This window comes from Plantibacter sp. Leaf314 (assembly GCF_001423185.1).
In the GTDB taxonomy this organism is placed as follows: Bacteria; Actinomycetota; Actinomycetes; order Actinomycetales; family Microbacteriaceae; genus Plantibacter.
Genome location: NZ_LMOB01000003.1, coordinates 120659 through 139107, shown reverse-complemented (window position 1 = coordinate 139107; position 18449 = coordinate 120659). Strand labels below are relative to the sequence as shown.

General features: G+C 70.4%; 18 protein-coding genes. 7 read left to right on the top strand and 11 right to left on the bottom strand.

Features of this window, described 5'->3' with window-relative positions; all coding sequences use genetic code 11:
* Nucleotides 1–112: 112 nt before the first annotated feature.
* Both ASF68_RS16700 and ASF68_RS16695 read right to left on the bottom strand, forming a co-directional pair.
* The gene (locus ASF68_RS16700; RefSeq protein WP_056013821.1) at nt 113–1747 is read right to left on the bottom strand and encodes a cell wall metabolism sensor histidine kinase WalK; all 1635 of its coding nucleotides are present in this window, start codon (nt 1745–1747) and stop codon (nt 113–115) included.
* Nucleotides 1744–2535: a response regulator transcription factor gene (locus tag ASF68_RS16695; RefSeq protein ID WP_056013818.1), complete on the bottom strand. Its 792-nt coding sequence runs from the start codon at nt 2533–2535 to the stop codon at nt 1744–1746. The genes ASF68_RS16700 and ASF68_RS16695 overlap by 4 nt, the downstream gene beginning before the upstream one ends.
* Nucleotides 2536–2645: 110 nt before the next feature.
* Between ASF68_RS16695 and ASF68_RS16690 the strand changes: the two genes are divergently transcribed.
* The 5 genes from ASF68_RS16690 to ASF68_RS16670 all read left to right on the top strand — a co-directional run bounded on the left by ASF68_RS16690 (nt 2646) and on the right by ASF68_RS16670 (nt 7532).
* Nucleotides 2646–3416, top strand: a complete 771-nt coding sequence (locus tag ASF68_RS16690) for a GNAT family N-acetyltransferase (RefSeq protein WP_082498774.1) — start codon at nt 2646–2648, stop codon at nt 3414–3416.
* 268 nt (nt 3417–3684) lie between these two features.
* Nucleotides 3685–5415 (top strand): dihydroxyacetone kinase family protein, encoded by a 1731-nt coding sequence (locus ASF68_RS16685; RefSeq protein ID WP_056014657.1) that lies wholly within the window; start codon nt 3685–3687, stop codon nt 5413–5415.
* A 30-nt stretch (nt 5416–5445) separates the two neighbouring features.
* Nucleotides 5446–5907, top strand: coding sequence for a ribose-5-phosphate isomerase (locus ASF68_RS16680; RefSeq protein ID WP_056013815.1), 462 nt, complete (start codon nt 5446–5448; stop codon nt 5905–5907).
* A complete protein-coding gene (locus ASF68_RS16675) occupies nt 5907–6716 on the top strand; it encodes a triose-phosphate isomerase family protein (protein ID WP_056013812.1) in 810 nt (269 codons plus the stop codon). The genes ASF68_RS16680 and ASF68_RS16675 overlap by 1 nt, the downstream gene beginning before the upstream one ends.
* A 102-nt stretch (nt 6717–6818) precedes the next feature.
* Nucleotides 6819–7532: a GntR family transcriptional regulator gene (locus ASF68_RS16670; protein WP_056013809.1), complete on the top strand. Its 714-nt coding sequence runs from the start codon at nt 6819–6821 to the stop codon at nt 7530–7532.
* A 115-nt stretch (nt 7533–7647) separates the two neighbouring features.
* Here ASF68_RS16670 and ASF68_RS16665 read toward each other — a convergent pair whose 3' ends face one another.
* From ASF68_RS16665 to ASF68_RS18900, 6 genes are all read right to left on the bottom strand, one after another.
* Nucleotides 7648–9018, bottom strand: a complete 1371-nt coding sequence (locus tag ASF68_RS16665) for an MFS transporter (RefSeq protein ID WP_056013806.1) — start codon at nt 9016–9018, stop codon at nt 7648–7650.
* A gap of 275 nt (nt 9019–9293) precedes the next feature.
* Nucleotides 9294–10067, bottom strand: coding sequence for an SDR family NAD(P)-dependent oxidoreductase (locus tag ASF68_RS16660; protein WP_056013803.1), 774 nt, complete (start codon nt 10065–10067; stop codon nt 9294–9296).
* 61 nt (nt 10068–10128) lie between these two features.
* Nucleotides 10129–11082: a 3-hydroxyacyl-CoA dehydrogenase family protein gene (locus ASF68_RS16655; RefSeq protein WP_056013801.1), complete on the bottom strand. Its 954-nt coding sequence runs from the start codon at nt 11080–11082 to the stop codon at nt 10129–10131.
* Nucleotides 11083–11108: 26 nt separating this feature from the next.
* On the bottom strand, nt 11109–12080 hold the full coding sequence (locus ASF68_RS16650) for a sugar phosphate isomerase/epimerase (protein ID WP_056013799.1): 972 nt from the start codon (nt 12078–12080) through the stop codon (nt 11109–11111).
* 161 nt (nt 12081–12241) lie between these two features.
* Nucleotides 12242–12937, bottom strand: a complete 696-nt coding sequence (locus ASF68_RS16645) for an LON peptidase substrate-binding domain-containing protein (RefSeq protein WP_235526861.1) — start codon at nt 12935–12937, stop codon at nt 12242–12244.
* A 99-nt stretch (nt 12938–13036) separates the two neighbouring features.
* Nucleotides 13037–13258 carry a hypothetical protein gene (locus tag ASF68_RS18900; protein WP_157580571.1) on the bottom strand — a complete coding sequence of 74 codons (222 nt, stop codon included), beginning with the start codon at nt 13256–13258 and terminating at the stop codon, nt 13037–13039.
* Nucleotides 13259–13469: 211 nt separating this feature from the next.
* Here ASF68_RS18900 and ASF68_RS16640 point away from each other — a divergent pair, with 211 nt between their 5' ends.
* On the top strand, nt 13470–13688 hold the full coding sequence (locus ASF68_RS16640; RefSeq protein ID WP_056013797.1) for a hypothetical protein: 219 nt from the start codon (nt 13470–13472) through the stop codon (nt 13686–13688).
* Between the two features lie 106 nt (nt 13689–13794).
* Here ASF68_RS16640 and msrA read toward each other — a convergent pair whose 3' ends face one another.
* From msrA to ASF68_RS16625, 3 genes are all read right to left on the bottom strand, one after another.
* Nucleotides 13795–14343 carry a peptide-methionine (S)-S-oxide reductase MsrA gene (gene msrA, locus ASF68_RS16635; RefSeq protein WP_056013794.1) on the bottom strand — a complete coding sequence of 183 codons (549 nt, stop codon included), beginning with the start codon at nt 14341–14343 and terminating at the stop codon, nt 13795–13797.
* Nucleotides 14344–14490: 147 nt separating this feature from the next.
* Nucleotides 14491–15138, bottom strand: a complete 648-nt coding sequence (locus ASF68_RS16630; protein ID WP_056013791.1) for an MOSC domain-containing protein — start codon at nt 15136–15138, stop codon at nt 14491–14493.
* Between the two features lie 54 nt (nt 15139–15192).
* Nucleotides 15193–16296, bottom strand: a complete 1104-nt coding sequence (locus tag ASF68_RS16625) for a LacI family DNA-binding transcriptional regulator (protein WP_056013788.1) — start codon at nt 16294–16296, stop codon at nt 15193–15195.
* A gap of 39 nt (nt 16297–16335) precedes the next feature.
* Here ASF68_RS16625 and ASF68_RS16620 point away from each other — a divergent pair, with 39 nt between their 5' ends.
* Nucleotides 16336–18381 (top strand): aldo/keto reductase, encoded by a 2046-nt coding sequence (locus ASF68_RS16620; RefSeq protein ID WP_369796514.1) that lies wholly within the window; start codon nt 16336–16338, stop codon nt 18379–18381.
* Nucleotides 18382–18449: the final 68 nt, after the last annotated feature.

Sequence of the window (18449 nt, the reverse complement as noted above, 5' to 3'; positions counted from 1 at the left end):
TCGACAGGCTCGGTGACCGGAGTGGGTGGGTCGGTGGCCGCGGTGGGTGGGTCGGTGACCGGGGCGGGTGCTTCGGTGGCCCCCGGTCCCTGAGCCTGTCGAAGGGCGGCGGTCAGGACCGGGCCGAGGGGACCTCGTCCGGGTGCACCGCGGCCGCGCCACCGGCCGACGACCGGACGGCCGGGTGCTCGTCGGACGGCCCCGACCACGGCAACGTCACCGTGAACGTCGTGCCGGCGGGCGAGGAAGCGACCTCGATCGCGCCCTCGTGCCCTTCGGCGATCGACAGGGCGATCGCGAGACCGAGTCCCGTGCTTCCCGCGGCCCGAGACCGGGACGAATCGGCCCTCGCGAAGCGGTCGAACAGCTCAGGGAGGAACGCCTCGTCGATGCCGGGGCCGTCGTCCGCGATCGTGAGGGCCGCGCGCTGCGGCTCGTCGGCGTTCTTCGGCGCGGCGATGCGCGTCACCACCGAGGTGCCGGCCGGGGTGTGCACCGCGGCGTTCGACAGCAGGTTCACGACGAGCTGGTGCAGCCGCTCGCGGTCGCCCCGGACGATGATCGCGCGCTCCGGCACGTCGACCGACCAGTGGTGCCCGGGAGCCGAGACCGCCGCATCGCTCACCGCGGCGGCGACGAGGTCGCTCAGGTCCACGTCGTCCAGGTGGAGGTCCTGGCCCTCGTCGAGTCGAGCGAGGAGGAGCAGCTCGCTCACGAGCGAACTCATGCGCGTCGCCTCCGACTCGATACGGGCGAGGGCGTGCTCCGTCATCGGCGGGAGGTTCTCGCTGTCCTGGCGGGTGAGCTCCGCATAGCCCTGGATCGCGGCCAGCGGCGTCCGCAGCTCGTGGCTCGCGTCGGTCACGAAGCGCCGCATGCGCTTGTCGGTGGCCGCGCGCACGGCGAGCGCCCGGTCGACGTGGTCGATGAGGCCGTTGAGCGCCTCGCCGACCTTGCCGATCTCCGTCCGCGGGTCGGTGTCGGCCTGATCCACGCGCACGTCGATCCCCGTGTCGCCTCGCTCGAGTTGCAGCGTCGAGACCTCGGCTGCGGCGGCGGCCACCCGCGAGAGCGGGCGGAGCGCGAGCCGGACCACGATGATCGCCCCGACGATCGTGACGGCGAGGGCGAGGACGGCGAGGATCGCGATGACGATCGCCTCCTGCTGCACGGCCGCGCGAGGGGTGGCGAGGGAGACCCCGGCGACGAGCGTCTCGCCGTCGCCGTGGTCGAGGAACTCGAGCCGGTACCCGCCGAGCGACCCGAGGCCGATGTTCTGCCGTTCGGTGCCACCGGCGGCTGCGGCCTCCTCGATGAGCGCCTGCGTGCGGACGTCGAGCGCCTTCGCGTTGGACTGGGTGAACCGTGCCGAGTCGACCACCTGGCCATCGGTGATGAGGGCGATGAGGGTCCCCGGCCCGTGGCCGACGTAGTCGACGAACGGCTTGACGTAGCCGGGCTCGCCCCGCGTCGCATCCGGGTCGGCGACGGCCCCGTCGCGGGACTGCTGGTCGTGGAACTTCACGACGGAGTGCTCGAAGGCCTCCATCGAACCGGTGAGCTGGGTGTCGACGACCGTGGTGACCGACGCCTCGACCGTGACGATGGTCAGGACGCCGGAGACCGCGAGGACCGCGGCGATGACGGCGGCGATGCCGGTCACCAGGCGGCGCTGCAGGGTCCACGGGTGCCGCTGCTTCGGTGGGGACGTCGGGACGCCCGCGGTCGGGACCGCTCCGGTGCTCATTCGACGGGCCGCAGCACGTACCCGACCCCGCGGACGGTGTGGATCATCGGCGCGCGGTCGGCGTCGATCTTCTTCCGCAGGTAGGAGACGTAGAGGTCGACGATGCTGGCCTTGCCGGCGAAGTCGTAGTTCCACACCCGGTCGAGGATCTGTGCGCGACTCAGCACGCGCTTCGGGTTGCGCATGAAGTAGCGCAGGAGTTCGAACTCGGTGGTGGTGAGCGCGACGGGCTCACCATCGCGGCTGACCTCGTAGCTGCGCTCGTCGAGGAAGAGGCCGCCGATCGTGATGCGCGAGTCGTCGTCGGACACGACGTGGGCGGTCCGGCGGAGCAGGCCGCGGAGGCGTGCGACGAGTTCCTCGAGCGAGAAGGGCTTCGTCATGTAGTCGTCACCACCGGCGGTGAGTCCCATGATGCGGTCGTCCACGGAGTCCCGCGCCGTGAGGAACAGGGTCGGTGTGCCCGACTCCGGCTCGCCCTGCGAGAAGCTGCGGAGCTGGCGGAGGACGCTCAAGCCGTCCATGTCGGGCAGCATGATGTCGAGGACGACGACGTCGGGTCGCTCGGCGCGGTACCGCTGCACGGCCTCGCGCCCGTTGGTGGCGACGTCCACGACCCACCCCTCGTAGCCGAGGGCGAGGCTCACGAGGTCGGTGAGGACCGCCTCGTCGTCGACGAGGAGGACACGGATCGGCGAGCCGTCGGCCCGGTACATCCGCGGAAGCTTGGCGAGGACCGCCCGGCGGCGCCCCGAGTCGACGACCTGCGTCGGCAGGTCGGAGGGCATGCATCGATTATCCGTCGTCCGGTGCGGGGAACACGCAGCGACGGGCGATTCATAGCGGGCTCATATCTTTTCAGGCCGAGCGCATGAGCGAGGTGCCTACCGTGGAGGGCATGACCCGAGCAGAGCCCCTGGGCACGCCGTACACCTCCCGCCATCGCCGGCGGCCGGGTGACGCGCCCGGAGCGACGCAGGGTCTGCGGGTCACCCTCGGCGAGGTCGTCCGAGCACTCCGTCCGCTGATCCCGGCAGGGGTCTCGCGCCCTCGCCTCTTCCGCGGGCCGCGGATCGAGACGCCGGTCGACGCGCACCCGATCCGCACCGACCGCCTCGTCCTGCGGCGTCACCGCCTCGAGGACGCCGAGGCCTGGTACCGCATCCAGTCCTCCCCCGAGGTCGTCGAGCACCTGCCGTGGCCGGTCCGCGACCGCCAGGCGTCCCTGGAGCACCTGCGCCATCGGATGGGACACCGCCGCCTGTGGCAGTCCGGCGACTTCCTCGCGCTGGCCGTGGAACGGGACGGGGAGCTCGTCGGCGACGTCTCCCTGCACCTCCGCGACGTGCGGCCGACCGAACGCTCGGTGGAGATCGGCTGGGTGCTCGACCCGGCTGCCGGCGGCCAGGGGTTCGCGAGCGAGGCCTCGGCCGCGATGCTCGACCTGGCGTTCACCGAGGTGGGGGCGACGACGGTGACAGCCGTCATCGAACCCGGGAACACCCGGTCCATCGCCCTCGCGGAGCGTCTCGGCTTCCTCCGGGAGGACGCACCCCGCCGCTCGTCGAGCATCACCTTCGCGATCACGCGGTCCCTGCTCGACGCTCGACGCGCCGAACGCGCTGCCGCCGGCATGCCGCAGGGCGACACCGCAGCACGTCGCCCCTGACGCTCGCCGTCCCGATCGCCGAACCTGTCGGGGCCGTGTCTCCCCCACACTGGCCCCGGCAGGTTCAGCCATCGGGGCGGCGATGCGTGCCTGGACGACGCCGAAGCGCCTCCGCGTGCCGCGGCAGGCCGATGCCCGACCGTCCCGATGCACCGTCGGGCTCCTGCGTCGTGCAACCCAGGGTTCCGCTCGGTTCCAATATCCTATAGGATTATCGCGATGTACCGGCTGGTGCCGGAACGACGGACTCGATGACGAGGAGATGCAGATGACCAGGCTCTGGAACCGGCCGGCGGACTTCGCCGATGAGATGGTGGACGGCTTCGTCCGAGCCAACGGTCGTTGGGTGCGCAAGGTCTCCGGTGGCGTCTCCCGGTCCACGCGGTCCGCCGAACCGGAGGTCGCGCTCGTCATCGGCGGCGGGTCGGGGCACTACCCCGCGTTCGCCGGCTTGGTCGGCCCCGGCCTCGCCCACGGTGCGGCGATGGGCAACCTGTTCGCCTCCCCCTCGGCCCACCAGGTCGAGAGCGTCATCCGCGCGAGCGAACAGGGCGAAGGCGTTCTCCTCAGCTACGGCAACTACGCGGGGGACGTGCTGCACTTCACCGCCGCCCAGGACGCCGTGCGCGCCGACGGCATCGACTGCCGCACGGTCACCGTGACCGACGACATCTTCAGCGCCCCGGCGACGGAACTCCAGAAGCGCCGCGGGATCGCGGGCGACCTGACCGTCTTCAAGGTGGCGGGCGGAGCAGCCTCCAGCGGCTACCGCATCGACGACGTCGAGCGCGTCGCGATCCTCACGAACGCCCGCACCCGCTCGATGGGCGTCGCGTTCTCCGGATGCACCCTGCCGGGTGCCGACGAGCCCCTGTTCTCCGTCCCGGAAGGGCGGATGGCCGTGGGGCTCGGCATCCACGGCGAACCCGGCATCGACGAGACCGACATCCCGTCCGCCGACGGCCTCGCCGAGCTGTTCGTGCGGCACCTGCTCGACGGCGCCGAGATCCCCGAGGGCGTCACGGTGGACGGTGCGCGCGTCGTCCCCATCCTCAACGGCCTCGGCTCGGTGAAGTCCGAGGAGCTCTTCGTCGTCTACGACCGCGTCGCGACCCTCCTCGAGGACGCGGGCGTCACCCTCGTGGACCCGCAGGTCGGCGAATTCTGCACGAGCTTCGACATGGCCGGCGTCTCCCTGACCCTGCTGTGGGTCGACGAGGAGCTCGAACGGCTGTGGGGTGCGCCCGCCGACACCCCGGCCTACCGCACCGGCGCGGTGGACACCGGCGCCCTCGAGACCGTGACTGCCGAGGACACCGAGACCGCCGAGTTCGTCGTTCCGGAGGCGTCCGCCGAGTCACAGGAGTCCGCGGCCGTCGTCGCCACGGCCATCACGGCCATCCACGAACTGATCGCGGAGCACGCCGACGAACTCGGCCGCCTCGACGCCATCGTCGGCGACGGCGACCACGGCATCGGGATGGACCGCGGGGCGACCGCAGCCGCCGAGGAGGCCGAACGTCTGCGAGCGGCCGGCGCCGGCGTCGCGACCGTGCTCGACCGAGCGGGCGACGCCTGGTCCGACCGGGCCGGCGGCACGTCCGGAGCCCTCTGGGGCGTCATGCTGCGCACCCTCGGCGAGCGCCTCGGCGACACCGAACGCCCGACGGCCACCGCGGTCAGCGAGGGCGTCACCGCCGCGAAGGACGCCGTCATGCGCTACGGCAAGGCCTCCGTCGGCGACAAGACCCTCGTGGACGCCCTCGTCCCGTTCGCCGACACCCTGGCAGCACGCGTCGGCGACGGCGACGACCTCCCCACCGCTTGGACCGCGGCGGCCGCCGTGGCGACCACGGCCGCCCACGACACGGCCGGACTCATGCCCGGCATGGGTCGCGCCCGATCGCACGGCTCGAAGGCCGTCGGCGTCGAGGACCCCGGAGCCGTCTCCCTCGCCCTCATCGTCGAACGCGTCGGCGCCTTGCTGTCCGACCGCTGACCCGTCCCGCACTCCCACGAAAGGCACACCATGACCCGCACCTGGCGAATCGTCATCGGCTCCGATGACGCCGGTTACGACTACAAGGAGATCCTCAAGCGTGACCTCGAGGCGAGCGACCTGGTCGCCTCGGTGGTCGACGTCGGGGTCGACGCCGACGGCCACACCAACTACCCGACCGTCGCGGTGACGGCCGCGGAGATCGTCGCCCGCGGCGAAGCCGACCGGGCCCTGCTCATCTGCGGCACGGGCCTCGGCGTCGCGATCGCGGCCAACAAGGTCCAGGGCATCCGGGCCGTCACCGCCCACGACGGCTTCTCCGTCGAACGCGCCGTCCTCTCCAACGACGCCCAGGTGCTCTGCATGGGCCAGCGGGTCGTCGGCATCGAGCTGGCCCGCCGCAACGTCCGCGAATGGCTCACCTACGAGTTCGACACCACCAGCGCGTCGAACGACAAGGTGCAGGAGATCAGCGCGTACGAAGCCTCCTGATGACCCATCACCCCCGCCCGATCCTCGTCGGCGTGAGTCTGAAGATGTACTTCGGCCACGTGCAGACGCTCGACTGGTGCTCGGCCGTCGCGGGGGTCACGGCCGAGCACCACGCTCTCCGGAGCGGCGCCGCCGAGCTGTTCGTCATCCCCGGGTACCTGTCGGTGACCGGGGCGGTCGAACGGCTCCGCGGCGTCGCCTCCGTTGGCGGTCAGGACCTCGCGACCGAGGACAGCGGTGCGTTCACGGGTGAGGTCAGCGGCGCAGCACTCCGCGAGGTCGGCTGCGAAGTCGTCGAGGTCGGGCACGCCGAGCGCCGTCGACTGTTCGGCGAGACACCCGACATCGTCCGCGCGAAGACCACCGCCGCCCTCCGCAACGGACTCGCTCCCGTGCTCTGCATCGGCGAGGCCGCGCAGGGCGACCCCGAGGACGCGGCCGCCTCCTGCATCGAGCAACTCGACGACGCCCTGGCCGGACCACTGGCCGCGGGGATCGTCGGCCGGGTCATCGTCGCCTACGAGCCGCACTGGGCCATCGGTGCCGCCGAGCCCGCCGCTCCCGAGCACATCAGGACGGTGTGCGCGCGGCTCCGCGGCCATCTCGACGCGCTCGCCGAGCAGGGTTCGGTCGGCACCTCCTCGGCCGTCATCTACGGCGGCAGCGCCGGCCCCGGCCTGTTGACCATCATCGGCGACGCCGTCGACGGCCTCTTCCTCGGGCGGTTCGCCCACGAGCCGGCTGCGCTCGCGCTCGTCCTCGATGAAGCCGCCTCCCTGCGGAGCGCGGACGCCGACCTGCCGCGATGACGCCTGACGGCCCCGTAAACTGGACCTCGACGATCATCGCGGCAGCTCGACCGGGGGTCCCCCTCCGTGACGACGCCCCGAGCACACATTTCGGAGACCGCCGTGGTTGATGCCGTCTTCCCGCTCGGCGCCTCCTCCTCGCTCGAACGCCGCGGGCTCCGCGACCGGGTCTACGAGCTGGTGCTCGACATGCTCCTCAGTTCGGGCATCGAGCCCGGCGCCCGGCTGTCGATCGACGCCATCGCCCGCGACCTCGACGTCTCCCCGACGCCCGTCCGCGAAGCGCTCGTCCAGCTGGAGCGCACCGGCCTCGTGACCCGCGTCACGCACAAGGGCTATCGCGTCGCGCCGCCGCTCGCCGACGATCAGCTCGAGGCGCTCTTCGACGCCCGCATCGTGCTCGAGAGCGGCGCGACCGCCCTCGCCGCAGCCCAGGCCGACGAGCTCGTCCCGGCCCTCGAGGTCGCCCTCGCCCAGCACGTCGAGATGACCGCCAGGGTGCGGGCGTCGGCGTCGACCGGCGACATCCCCGTCGCGCTCCTGCGGGAGTACTTCGCGGTCGACTGGAACTTCCACCACCTCATCTTCGAGGGCACCCGCAACCCGTTCCTCCTCGACATGTCCGAGGGCATCTCGACCCGCGTGCACCGCATGCGCCAGACGGTGGAGACGGGCGTCACCGACGCCGACCAGGCCGTGGTCGAGCACCGGGCGATCCTCGAGGCCTTCGCCGAGGGGCCGGAGGCCGCCGCGGCCGCCATGCGCTCCCACATCGAGCTCGTCCGCATGCGCGCCCGGAGCGACGCCGAGCACTGAGCCGCACTCCTCCGGTCCCTGAGCCCCGCTCCTCCGGTCCCTGAGCTTGTCGAAGGGCGCACAGAACGGGGCCGACCGCGTGAGCGATCGCCCCCGTCCGGGTGCTGCGTCGTGACTAGTGCGTGCGGTTCGCCGTCGTCTCGAGGAGTTCGTCCGCCTTGGCGCCGCGGAAGTACCTCGTGCAGTACAACATCGCCGCCGCGAGGAACGCGAAGACGCCGAGCGACACCACGCCCCACGCGCCACTGTCGGTCGGGACGCTCTCGTTGATCCCGGTCCGCATGATCGGCGCCACGAAGCCGCCGAGGTTGCCGAGCGAGTTGATGAGGCCGATGCCGGCCGCGGCAGCGGTTCCGGTGAGGAACGCCGTCGGGTAGGCCCACGTGATCGGCCCGACCGAGAGGAAGCTCGCCACGGCGATCGTGATGAACAGGATCCCGAGGAACGGCTGGTTGTTCGCGCCGGCCCAGGCCGAGGCAAGGATGAAGACACCGGTCGAGATGTAGAACATCGTGCCCCAGGTGCGCCGACGGACGACGGTGTTCGCGTTGCGGCCCACGTAGTAGCAGGCGAACAGACCCACGAGCCACGGGATGGCCGCCACGAGACCGACCTGCCAGCCGACGTCCTGGCCGATGAGGTTGGCCACCTGCTGCGGCAGGTAGAACGTCGTCCCGTAGACCGCGATCTGGAGGCAGAAGTAGATGATGGTGAAGTACCACACCTTCCAGCTCGTCATCGCCTTGGCGATACCGGTCGGGCCGTCCGACTGCCTGACGGTGTCCTCGCGTTCCATCGCGGCAGTCAACGAGTCCTTCTCCGATTGGTTCAGCCACTTCGCCTGCTGTGGCGAGTTGGTGAGGAAGTAGAGCGCCGCGAACCCGGCAAGGACCGCGAGCATGCCCTCGGCGAAGAACATCACCTGCCAGCCGTGCCACGGGGTCAGGGCGTCGCCGAAGCTGATGAGGCCACCGCTCAACGGGGCACCGAGCATCTGCGAGAACGGCTGCGCCAGGTAGAAGATCGAGAACATCTGGACGCGGACCTTGTTCGGGAACCACTCCGACAGGAACATGATGACGCCCGGGAAGAGCCCGGCCTCGGTCACGCCCAGCAGGAACCGCAGGATGATGAACATCGTGTCACCCGTGGTGAACGCGAACAAGGCGGCGACGATGCCCCAGGTCACCGCGATGCGGGCGAGCCAGAACCGCGCGCCGAACTTCTTCAGCAACAGGTTGCTGGGGATCTCGAAGATCGCGTAGCCGATGAAGAAGATGCCGGCGCCGAGGGCGAAGGCGCCGTTGGAGATGCCGCGGTCGACGCTGAGCGCCTCCTCGGCGAATCCGACGTTCGTGCGGTCGAGGAACGCGACGAAGTACAGGATGACGAGCATGGGCATCAGGTGCTTCGACGCCTTGCGGATCGCCGACTTCAGGGCCGGATCGTTGGTCGATCCGATCGCCGGCGGATTGGGTGTGGACAAGACACTCTCCTTTGAGATGACTGGTGCGGGTGGGCGCTGCTGGTACTGCTGGTACTGCTGCTGCTGCGTGAGGTGGTCAGGAGACCAGTGACGGGATGATCATCCAGAGGCCGATGCCGACGAAGACGATGCCGAGGCCGAGGAAGATCAGTCGGGACTTGGTCCACTGACCGGTGAGGTGCTGCATGTGCTGCTCCGTTCGCTCGTGGTGCGGGGTGGTGCATGCACCGGCCGCACCCGGGGATCGGGGCGGCCGGCTCGGTGCGGGAGACGACTCAGTGCATGTAGAGGCCGCCGTCGACGTTCAGCGTCTGGCCGGTGACGAAGCCGGCGTCCTCGCTGATGAGGTAGGCGATCGCGGCGGCGATGTCGCGCGGGGTGCCGATGCGCGGGAGGACGCCGTCGGCGGCCATCGCCGTCTTGCGCTCCTCGGTCAGGGTGCCGCCCATGATGTCGGTGTCGATGGGGCCGGGCGAGATGGCGTTGACGGTGATGCCGTCGTGACCGAGTTCGCGCGCGACGCTGCGGGTGAAGCCGATGACGCCGGCCTTCGCCGCCGAGTAGGCGGTCTTGCTGAACGTGCCGCCGCCGCGCTGGGCGGAGACGGACGACAGGCTGACGACGCGCCCGACGCCGTTCGCCACCATCGACTCCACCGCACGACGGGTCGTGTAGTGGACGCCGTTGAGGTTGATGTCGATGACGCGCTTCCACTCGTCGGCACCCACCTCGAGGTACGGCACGGGCGAGGCCACACCGGCGAGGTTGACGAGCGCGACGAGCTGCGGGAGGGCGGACTCGAGGGCGTCGAACGCGGCACGCACCTGTGCCTCGTCCGCGACGTTCGCCCCGGCTCCGGCCGCCTGCACGCCGTGCTGCTCCGCGATCTCCGCGGCGACGGCCTGCGCGGCCGCCTCGTCGAGGTCGATGATCCCGATGTTCCACCCCAGCTCGGCGAGGTGGTGGGCGGACGCACGCCCGATGCCGCGCGGGGACGCCGCCCCGGTGAGGACGACGGTCTTGGACTCGGGGAAGGTGGTGGCGGTCATGGCCGGCCTTTCTGCGTGAGGGGTCGAGGGCTGTGGTGTCCGGTCGGACCGGACGGCCGGCTCAGTGGATGGGGGCCGGCCCGAGCTCGTCCATGAGCTGCTTGATCGCGACGTAGGCCTTGTTGCGGTAGGCGATGAGTTCCGGCGTGCGGTCGGCGGGCACGTCGAGGTAGCCGGCACCAGACTTGGTGCCGAACTTGCCGGCATCGACGAGCTCCTTGAGGGAGTCCGGCGTGGCGAAGCGCTCGGGCCAGCGGGTCTGGAGCGAGGCGTAGCAGAACGAGTACACGTCGAGCCCGGCCATGTCGGCGATCGCGAACGGGCCGAAGACGGGCAGCCGGAAGCCGAACGTCGTGCGCACGATGGTGTCGATGTCCTCGGCCGTCGCGACACCCTCCTCGACGAGCTGCGTCGCCTCGTGGAACAGCGCGTACTGCAGGCGGTTGAGCACGAAGCCGGTGGAGTCCTTGACCCGGGCGGTCTCCTTGCCGGTGGCGGCGACGATCTCCTCGACGGTCGCGATGGCCGCGTCGGCGGTGGTCTCGTGCGGGATCAGTTCGACGCCGGGGATGAACGGTGCCGGGTTCGAGAAGTGGACGCCGAGGAACCGTTCCGGGTTCGTGACGGCCTCGGCGAGCGAGCCGATGAGGATGGTCGAGGTGTTCGAGCCGATGATCGCGTCGGGCGAGGCCGCTGCGCTGATGCGGCGGAGGGTCTCGTGCTTGATCTCGATCTTCTCGGGGACGGCCTCCTCGATGAAGTCGGCACCGGTGACGGCCTCCTCGATGGACGCGGCCGGCGAGACGTTCGCGCGGATCCGCTCGACGGCGTCGGCGGGGAACAGACCGTCGGCGACGAACTGCTCGGCCTCGGCGATGAGGCGGTCGGAGTTCTTGCGCGCGATCTCCTCGGAGATGTCGGCGATGCGGACGGTGGCGCCGGACAGTGCGAGCACCTGGGCGATGCCGCCGCCCATGTACCCCGATCCGACGACGGCGATGGTGTGTGCGGTCATGGTGTCACTCCTGTTGGTCGTCGTGGTCAGGCCTGCGGCAGCAGGGTCCTGATGTACTTCTGGTTGGTGGAGCACATGCCGAGGCTGTCGCCGCCGTAGTGCTCGGCCAGGATGATGCCGTTGAAGCCGAGTTCGACGGCGTCACGGAAGACCTGGCGGTAGTTGATGAGGCCGGCCTCCATGGTGGAGGGGACGGACGTCGCCCAGCTGCCGTCGGCCGACTCGTCACGCGTGTAGTTCTTCACGTGCATGTAGTTGGCGTACGGCAGGGTCTTGGCGAACAGCTCGCGCCAGTCCTCGACGGGGCGGTGCAGGCGGATGAGGTTCGCGACGTCGGGGTTCAGGCCCACGTTGTCGAGGCCGACCTCCTCCACGAAGCGGACCGCGCTGTCGGCGGTGCCCAGGTAGGTGTCCTCGTACAGCTCGAGGGCGAGGGGCAGCCCGACGTCCGCGGCGTGCTTGCCGAGTTCGCGGATGCGGCTGACGGCCGCGTTCCACACCTCGGGGTCGTCGGGGTCCTTCGGTCCCTGGGCGGTCCAGAACCAGAGCGCCTTCCGCTGCGCCTCGCTGAAGGGCTGGTGCAGACCGGTCGAGAAGACCTGCATGCCCCACTCCGCGGCGGCGTCGATGGTGCGGTGTGCGTATTCGAGGTTCCGCTCCTCGTGGCCCGGCATGATCACGCTCTGGCGCTGCAGGTGGACGGAGGGGACGCCGACGCCGTGCGACTTGGCGATGGCGAGGAACTCGTCACGACGCGAGGGTTCGAGGTCGGCTGGGCGCACGTGACTGTCGGGCAGTTCGGCGAGGGTGAAGCCGACGCCGGCGACCTGTGCGAAGAGGTCGTCCCAGGCTTCGGGCTCGGCGTCGTGCAGTGAGACGCCGTTGCGGTCGACCGGGGGGATGCCGTGGAGGCACGTGGCGATGGGCCAGGTCTCAGCGGTCCAGGTGGTCTTCGACGCCGCCGGGTTCGACGATGCGGTCGCGTTCGTATCCGTCATGATGCTCCATTGCGCTCAGGGACTGCTGTCCGGGGATGATGCTCCCGGTGAAAAAGATCCTATAGGAAATAGTAAACCGTTTCCGGGAATGCGCAAGAGCACGCCGACAGGCTCGGTGACCGAGCCCTCCTGGTCACCGAGCCTGTCGAGGCGCAGTCGCCTCAGCTGCCGAGGATGTCCCAGTCCTCGTCGTCCGCGTCGGCGATGCCGCCCGCGATGAACGCCTCGCCGGCCTCGGTCGCGCGATCGCGCACCGCGAGCAGCAACTCCTCGAGGGAGCCTGCTGCGAGGAACCGCATCTGGTCGAGCTCGCTCACCGGCGCGATGCCGGCGAGCTGCCACGACGACTCGAGCGGGTCGTCGGCGAGTTCGACCACCGAAGCCCACTGCTGCTCGCTGAACTCGCTCGCCACGGCGAGCGAGCGACGGACGGCCGCCTCGGTCTCGCCGCGCAGCGACTCGAAGCGGTCGTCCCACTCGAGGTCGTCGAGGGTTCGGATCTCGGCACGCGGATACGGGTCGTCCGGCAGCCAGTCGGTGACCTCGAAGCGCTGCCCGCCCTCGGCGATCACCGCGACGAACCCCTCGCCGCCGTCGACCTCGACGATCTCGGCGACCGTGCCCGTCCGGAAGCGGTGTTCGCCGCCGCCCGTCTCGCGGCCACGCTCGATGAGCACCACGCCGAACGCGGGGTCCTCTGCCTCGAGGAGGTGGGCGAGCATCGTGAGGTAGCGCTCCTCGAACAGCCGGAGGGCGAGCGGCATGTGCGGGAACAGCACGGAGCCGAGCGGGAACATCGGGAGCTCGAGGACGGGGAGCCCGGAGGCCCAGGGCTCGGCACTGAAGGAGTCGGTCACGTCAGCCTCCCTCCGTCTCGCAGGTCCCACCGGGTACCGCCCGGCGAACCACCCACCTGAACCGTGCTGCGATCATAGTCGCCGGACACCGGAGGCGGCTCAGTCGCCGAGGACCGCTCGCAGCGCCTGATCGAACCGGATCGCCCGATCGATTTCGACCGCCGTCTCGTAGTCGGCCCCACGCAGGGCGATGTGCAGCGGCCAGTCCACGTCGATGAACCCGATTCGCCGGTCGCCCTCGAAGACGCTGAAGCGGTCTGGCGTGAGCTGCTCCACCCAGGCTCGGCGGAGTTCAGACGTCTCGCTACCGGTGGAGCCCATGGAACGACCTCTCTCGGCAGGTGCAGCGACCGGGTCCGGACAACCCCTCGAAGTATCTCGACTGTCTAGCTATCTCCGCCGGGCTTCATCATGACAGCACCGACGACCGATGGACAACTCCGTATCCATCAGACGAAACCAGCGCGCCTCCAAGACATCGTTGCGAGATCGTGGCGCGATGGTCCGCGGATCCTCAGGAAGCGTCCGTAGGATGCTGACCGTGGGGTGGAAGTGGCCGTGGGGACGCAAGCGCATCGTCGATGCGCCGGTCGATGCCGGGTCCGATCCGTACCTCCAGTACCTGGAATGGGTACGCCTGGGCAAGCCGTCGCTCGCGTCACCCGACGATCCGCCGCTCACCTTCGACCCCCGGTTCGCTCCGAGGCTCGCCTCCGACGCGGTCAACTCCTCGCGCGCCGACGGCGTCTGACCCACCGCGTCTGCAGCACGGTCCGGGCTCAGCACAGCACAGCACGGTGCTTGCGCAGCGCAGCACAGCGCCCGACACCAGTGGTGCCGGGCGCTGCGATGACGGACTATGCGGTGGCCTGCTCAGCGACCGCCTCGCGACGCGGGAGCTTCCAGCCCGGGCGCACGAAGTGGCAGGTGTAGCCCCACGGGATGCGCTCCAGGTAGTCCTGGTGCTCAGGCTCGGCCTCCCAGAACTCGGACACCGGCTCGACCTCGGTGACGACCTTGGCCGGCCATAGCCCGGACGCGTCGACGTCGGCGATGGTGTCGCGTGCGACGCGCTCCTGCTCGGGTGAGGTGAAGAAGATCGCCGAACGGTAGCTCAGGCCGACGTCGTTGCCCTGGCGGTTCTTGGTCGACGGGTCGTGGATCTGGAAGAAGAACTCCAGGAGCTCGCGGAAGGACAGCTTGCTCGGGTCGAAGACGACCTCGAGGGCCTCCGCGTGTGTGCCGTGGTTGCGGTAGGTGGCGTTGGCGACATCGCCACCGCTGTAGCCCACGCGCGTCGACTTCACGCCCGGCATCTTCCGGACGAGGTCTTCCATGCCCCAGAAGCATCCGCCGGCCAGCACCGCGCGCTCGGTCGTCGTGCTCTGCTCGTCTGCTGCACTCATCGTGACTCCTCCTTCGTGCCGAGCACCGTGCGGGGTCCCCGCGTGCTCCGGTCTTCGGCTCCATGGTATGCAACAGCGTCCGCTTCCGGACTGTTCCGCCCGGGGGTTGCACTCAGGAGTCCCCCAGGTGCGCGGAGACGGCCGTCCTTACCGGTTCGCCGTGCGACGGAGCTGCTTGATCGATTCGTGGATCTCGGGGGCCAGGGCCACGGCACCCGACTGCTCCGACTGTTCGAGGGCGACGGCTTGGGTCTCGTCCGCGGCGGCGAACCAGGAGGCGATGGTCACGCCGTGGCCGGGCTGCCGGACGATCTCGATCGTGTCGCCCGCCTGGACCGTCCCGCTCTTGACCACCTTGAGGTAGGCGCCGGGCCGTGCCGCGTCGGCGAAGCGCTTCACCCAGCGCGGCTCGCGGAGCCGACGCTGGAACGTGCCGCACGGGGTGCGCGGGCACGTCACCTCGACGACGAGGGTGTCGCCGATGCGCCAGCGTTCACCGATCTCGGCGCCGTTCACGTCGAGCCCCTGCGTGCGGAGGTTCTCACCGAACAACCCAGGGGTGATCTCGCGACCGAGTTCACCCTCCCAGAACCGCGCGTCCTCCTCGGCGTAGGCGTAGAGCGCCTTCGTGAGGCCGCCGTGGTGCTTGCGGTCGGCCTGCACGTCGCCGTAGAGACCCATCGGCCGGACGTGCAGCGGCTCGTCGACCGCGCGCTTGTCGATGGCGGTGACGCCGATCGACCCGTCGTCCATCTGGAGGGCGTCGACACGGCAGAGGGCGAGGAGTTCAGGCATGGGACCAGTCTGCCGTGTCCCGGGAGCAGGCAGCGGCACGGCGCCCGGTCAGGCTCAGGCGGACTCGCGCACGACGAGCGAGACGCCCACCGTCCGCCGGACCGTGGGCCCTGTCAGCGGCAACGAACCGGACATCATGCCGTCGAGCAGCTCCAGGCTCAGCCGGGCGAGGTCGCGCTTGTCGACGGCGACGCTCGTCAGCTCCGGGGTGACGAAGCGGCCGAGGTCGAGGCCGTCGATGCCGATCACCGCGACGTCCTCCGGCACGCGCACCCCGGCGCGCGCGAAGCCCTTGAGCACCCCGACCGCCATGACGTCGTTGAAGACGAGGACCGCGTCGACCTCGGGGAAGGCGTCGCGGCAGCGGAGGGCTGCGGCGACGCCGCCCTGGTGCGTGTCGTCCGCCCACGTCTCCGACGCCTCCGACCAGGGCAGGCCGTGCTCCGCGAGGAACGCCCGATACGCGAGGCGACGCCCGGACGGCTCGGCCGAGGCGTCGATCATCGCGATGGAGCGCCGACCGGTGGCGACGAAGTGGGCGATGGCCTGACGGATGCCGTCGTCGAAGTCGATGTCGACGCCGGCCACCGGCGCCGCAGCCGACTCCCCCGACGCTTCGGGATCGTCGTGCTCGCGGGCGCGCTGGTCGCCGAGGGACACGAAGGGGATAGCCGCGAACGCCCCCTGCAGGGCGCCGTGGTCGGCGCCGTTGCGTCCGACGACCGCGTCGACCTGTCTCGCGAGTTCGGCGAGCTGCGCGCGTTCCGCATCGGGGAGCTCGGGACCCCGGTCGGCAGCGGTCGGCCGCTCGCCCGAGGCGCCACCCGCTCCCCCGACCTCGGCGACCAGCACGGTCCATCCGCGCTCGGCGGCCTGCTGCACGAGTGCCGCGGCGAGTTCCGGGTAGTAGGGGTTCCGCAGGTCGTCGACGACGAGACCGAGCGTCGTGGTGCGCCCACTGACGAGGTGCTGTGCGGCCCGGTTCGGCCGGTAGTTGAGTGACGCCGCGACCTCGATGACGCGTTGCCTGGTGGCCTCGCTGACGTCGCGCATGCCGTTGAGCGAGCGGGTCACGGTCTGCCTGGAGACCCCGGCGACCCGGGCGACGTCGATGATCGTCGCTCGTGCGGGAGCCTGATCGTCGCGGGGTCTGGTCATGGACACATCGTACTGATACCATCGCCGTGAACGTTCACGGTGGCGTTCACGAAGACCACAGAACCGCCGATCAACGTCGAGGAGCACCACCACATGGAACACGTCGCCTGGGGAATCATCGGACCCGGAACCATCGCGGAGCGCTTCGCGACGCAACTGCGCGAGAGTCGCACCGGGCGCCTCGCGGCCGTCGCCAGTCGCGATGCGGCCCGCGCCCAGGAGTTCGGCGATCGCTTCGGCGATGGCACGGCACCCGTCCGCGCCTACGATTCCGTCGCCGAGCTGCTGGCCGACCCGGACGTCGACGCCGTGTACATCGCGACCCCGCACACCGAGCACGTCCGGCTCGTCATCGAAGCCGCCGAGGCCGGCAAGCACATCATCAGCGAGAAGCCGCTCTCGGTGAACCGCGCCGGAGCGATGCTCGCCGCGGAGACCGCCCGTCGCGCCGGCGTCTACCTCGCCGAGGCGTTCATGTACCGCTTCCACCCGCAGACGGCCAAGCTCGTGGAGCTCGTGTCCTCCGGCACCATCGGCGAGGTCCAGCACATCGAGGCGTCGTTCGCCTTCGCCGCGAACCTGCCCGCCGACCACCGGCTCATGAACCCGGAGCTCGCCGGCGGCGGCATCCTCGACGTCGGCGGCTACCCCGTCTCGATCGCGCGCCTCATCGCCGGTGCCGCCGTGGGCGCGCCGTTCGCCGACCCGACGGAGGTCACCGGCAACGGGACCATCGGTTCGACGGGCGTCGACGAATGGGCCAGCGCGTCACTCGTCTTCCCCTCCGGCATCACGGCGCACGTCACCAGCGGTGTCCGGGTGCAGGACGACAATCGTGTCGTCGTCACGGGCTCGGCCGGGCAGATCATCGTCGCCGATCCGTGGCTGCCCTCCGTCGAGGACGGCTCGACGATCGAGATCCGCACCATCACGGGCACCGAGTCGATCCTGATCCCCGGAGCACCCCAGTACGCGATCCAGGCCGACGCGCTCGCCGAGTTCGCCGATGCCGGACAGGCGCCGCAGATGCGTTGGGCCGACTCGATCGGCAACGCCGCCACCCTCGACCGTTGGCGGGCCGCGATCGGCCTCGAGTACCCCTTCGAGTCGATCGACACGGACGTCCCGACCGGTTCCGGCCGTCCGCTCACCGTGCGTGCCGAACTGCCGATGCCCACCGGTCGGATCGCCGGCATCGACCACGACATCTCGCGGCTGGTCATGGGTGTCGACAACCAGGAGACCCTGCCGCAGGCCTCCGCGATGTTCGACGACTTCTTCGAGCGCGGCGGCAACGCCTTCGACACCGCCTGGCTGTACGGCGACGGACTCCAGGAGCAGCTCCTCGGGCGGTGGCTCGCGAACCGTGGTGTCCGCGACGACGTCGTCGTGATCGGGAAGGGTGCGCACACGCCGTTCTGCGACCCCGAGTCGATCTCACGTCAACTGTTCGAGAGCCTCGAGCGGTTGGGGACCGACCACCTCGACCTGTACCTCATGCACCGCGACAACGTGGAGGTGCCGGTCGGTGAGTTCGTCGACGTGCTGAACGAGCACGCCGAGGCCGGCCGCATCCGCGCCTTCGGTGGGTCGAACTGGTCGATCGAGCGGTTCGAGGAGGCGAACGCGTACGCCGCGGCACACGGGAAGCGTGGCTTCGCGGCGCTGAGCAACCACTTCGGTCTCGCGCGGGCGCTCGACGTGCCGTGGGCCGGCTGCGTGGAGGTGACCGACCCCACGAGCCGCGCCTGGCTCGAGGAGACGAAGACGCCGTTGCTGCCGTGGTCGTCGCAGGCTCGCGGGTTCTTCACGGGCCGTGCCGAGCCCGAGGACCTGTCGGATCCCGATCTCGTGCGCTGCTACTACAGCGACGACAACTTCGAGCGGCTCGCCCGTGCGCGGAAGCTCGGTGCCGACCTCGGTGTCGCGCCGACCGCCATCGCCCTCGCCTACGTGCTGGCGCAGGACTTCCCGACGTTCGCGCTCATCGGGCCGCGGTCGATCGAGGAGACCCGCTCGTCGACCGACGCGCTGTCGCTGAAGCTGACGCCGGAGCAGGTGGCCTGGCTCGACCTCCGAGTCTGAGCGCGTCCCTCGGGTGGTGCCAGCGCGGTGCGCTGACGCGAGCGCGGGTCTGTGGCGGGGCGCCAGCG

Coding starts and splice junctions, on each gene's coding strand:
- ASF68_RS16690 (WP_082498774.1), top strand. CDS start 2,646: ATGACCCGAGCAGAGCCCCTGGGCACGCCGTACACCTCCCGCCATCGC.
- ASF68_RS16640 (WP_056013797.1), top strand. CDS start 13,470: ATGCTGACCGTGGGGTGGAAGTGGCCGTGGGGACGCAAGCGCATCGTC.
- ASF68_RS16650 (WP_056013799.1), bottom strand. CDS start 12,080: ATGACGGATACGAACGCGACCGCATCGTCGAACCCGGCGGCGTCGAAG.
- ASF68_RS16700 (WP_056013821.1), bottom strand. CDS start 1,747: ATGAGCACCGGAGCGGTCCCGACCGCGGGCGTCCCGACGTCCCCACCG.
- ASF68_RS16695 (WP_056013818.1), bottom strand. CDS start 2,535: ATGCCCTCCGACCTGCCGACGCAGGTCGTCGACTCGGGGCGCCGCCGG.
- ASF68_RS16630 (WP_056013791.1), bottom strand. CDS start 15,138: ATGCCTGAACTCCTCGCCCTCTGCCGTGTCGACGCCCTCCAGATGGAC.
- msrA (WP_056013794.1), bottom strand. CDS start 14,343: ATGAGTGCAGCAGACGAGCAGAGCACGACGACCGAGCGCGCGGTGCTG.
- ASF68_RS16655 (WP_056013801.1), bottom strand. CDS start 11,082: ATGACCGCACACACCATCGCCGTCGTCGGATCGGGGTACATGGGCGGC.
- ASF68_RS16660 (WP_056013803.1), bottom strand. CDS start 10,067: ATGACCGCCACCACCTTCCCCGAGTCCAAGACCGTCGTCCTCACCGGG.
- ASF68_RS16675 (WP_056013812.1), top strand. CDS start 5,907: ATGACCCATCACCCCCGCCCGATCCTCGTCGGCGTGAGTCTGAAGATG.
- ASF68_RS16625 (WP_056013788.1), bottom strand. CDS start 16,296: ATGACCAGACCCCGCGACGATCAGGCTCCCGCACGAGCGACGATCATC.
- ASF68_RS18900 (WP_157580571.1), bottom strand. CDS start 13,258: ATGGGCTCCACCGGTAGCGAGACGTCTGAACTCCGCCGAGCCTGGGTG.
- ASF68_RS16680 (WP_056013815.1), top strand. CDS start 5,446: ATGACCCGCACCTGGCGAATCGTCATCGGCTCCGATGACGCCGGTTAC.
- ASF68_RS16685 (WP_056014657.1), top strand. CDS start 3,685: ATGACCAGGCTCTGGAACCGGCCGGCGGACTTCGCCGATGAGATGGTG.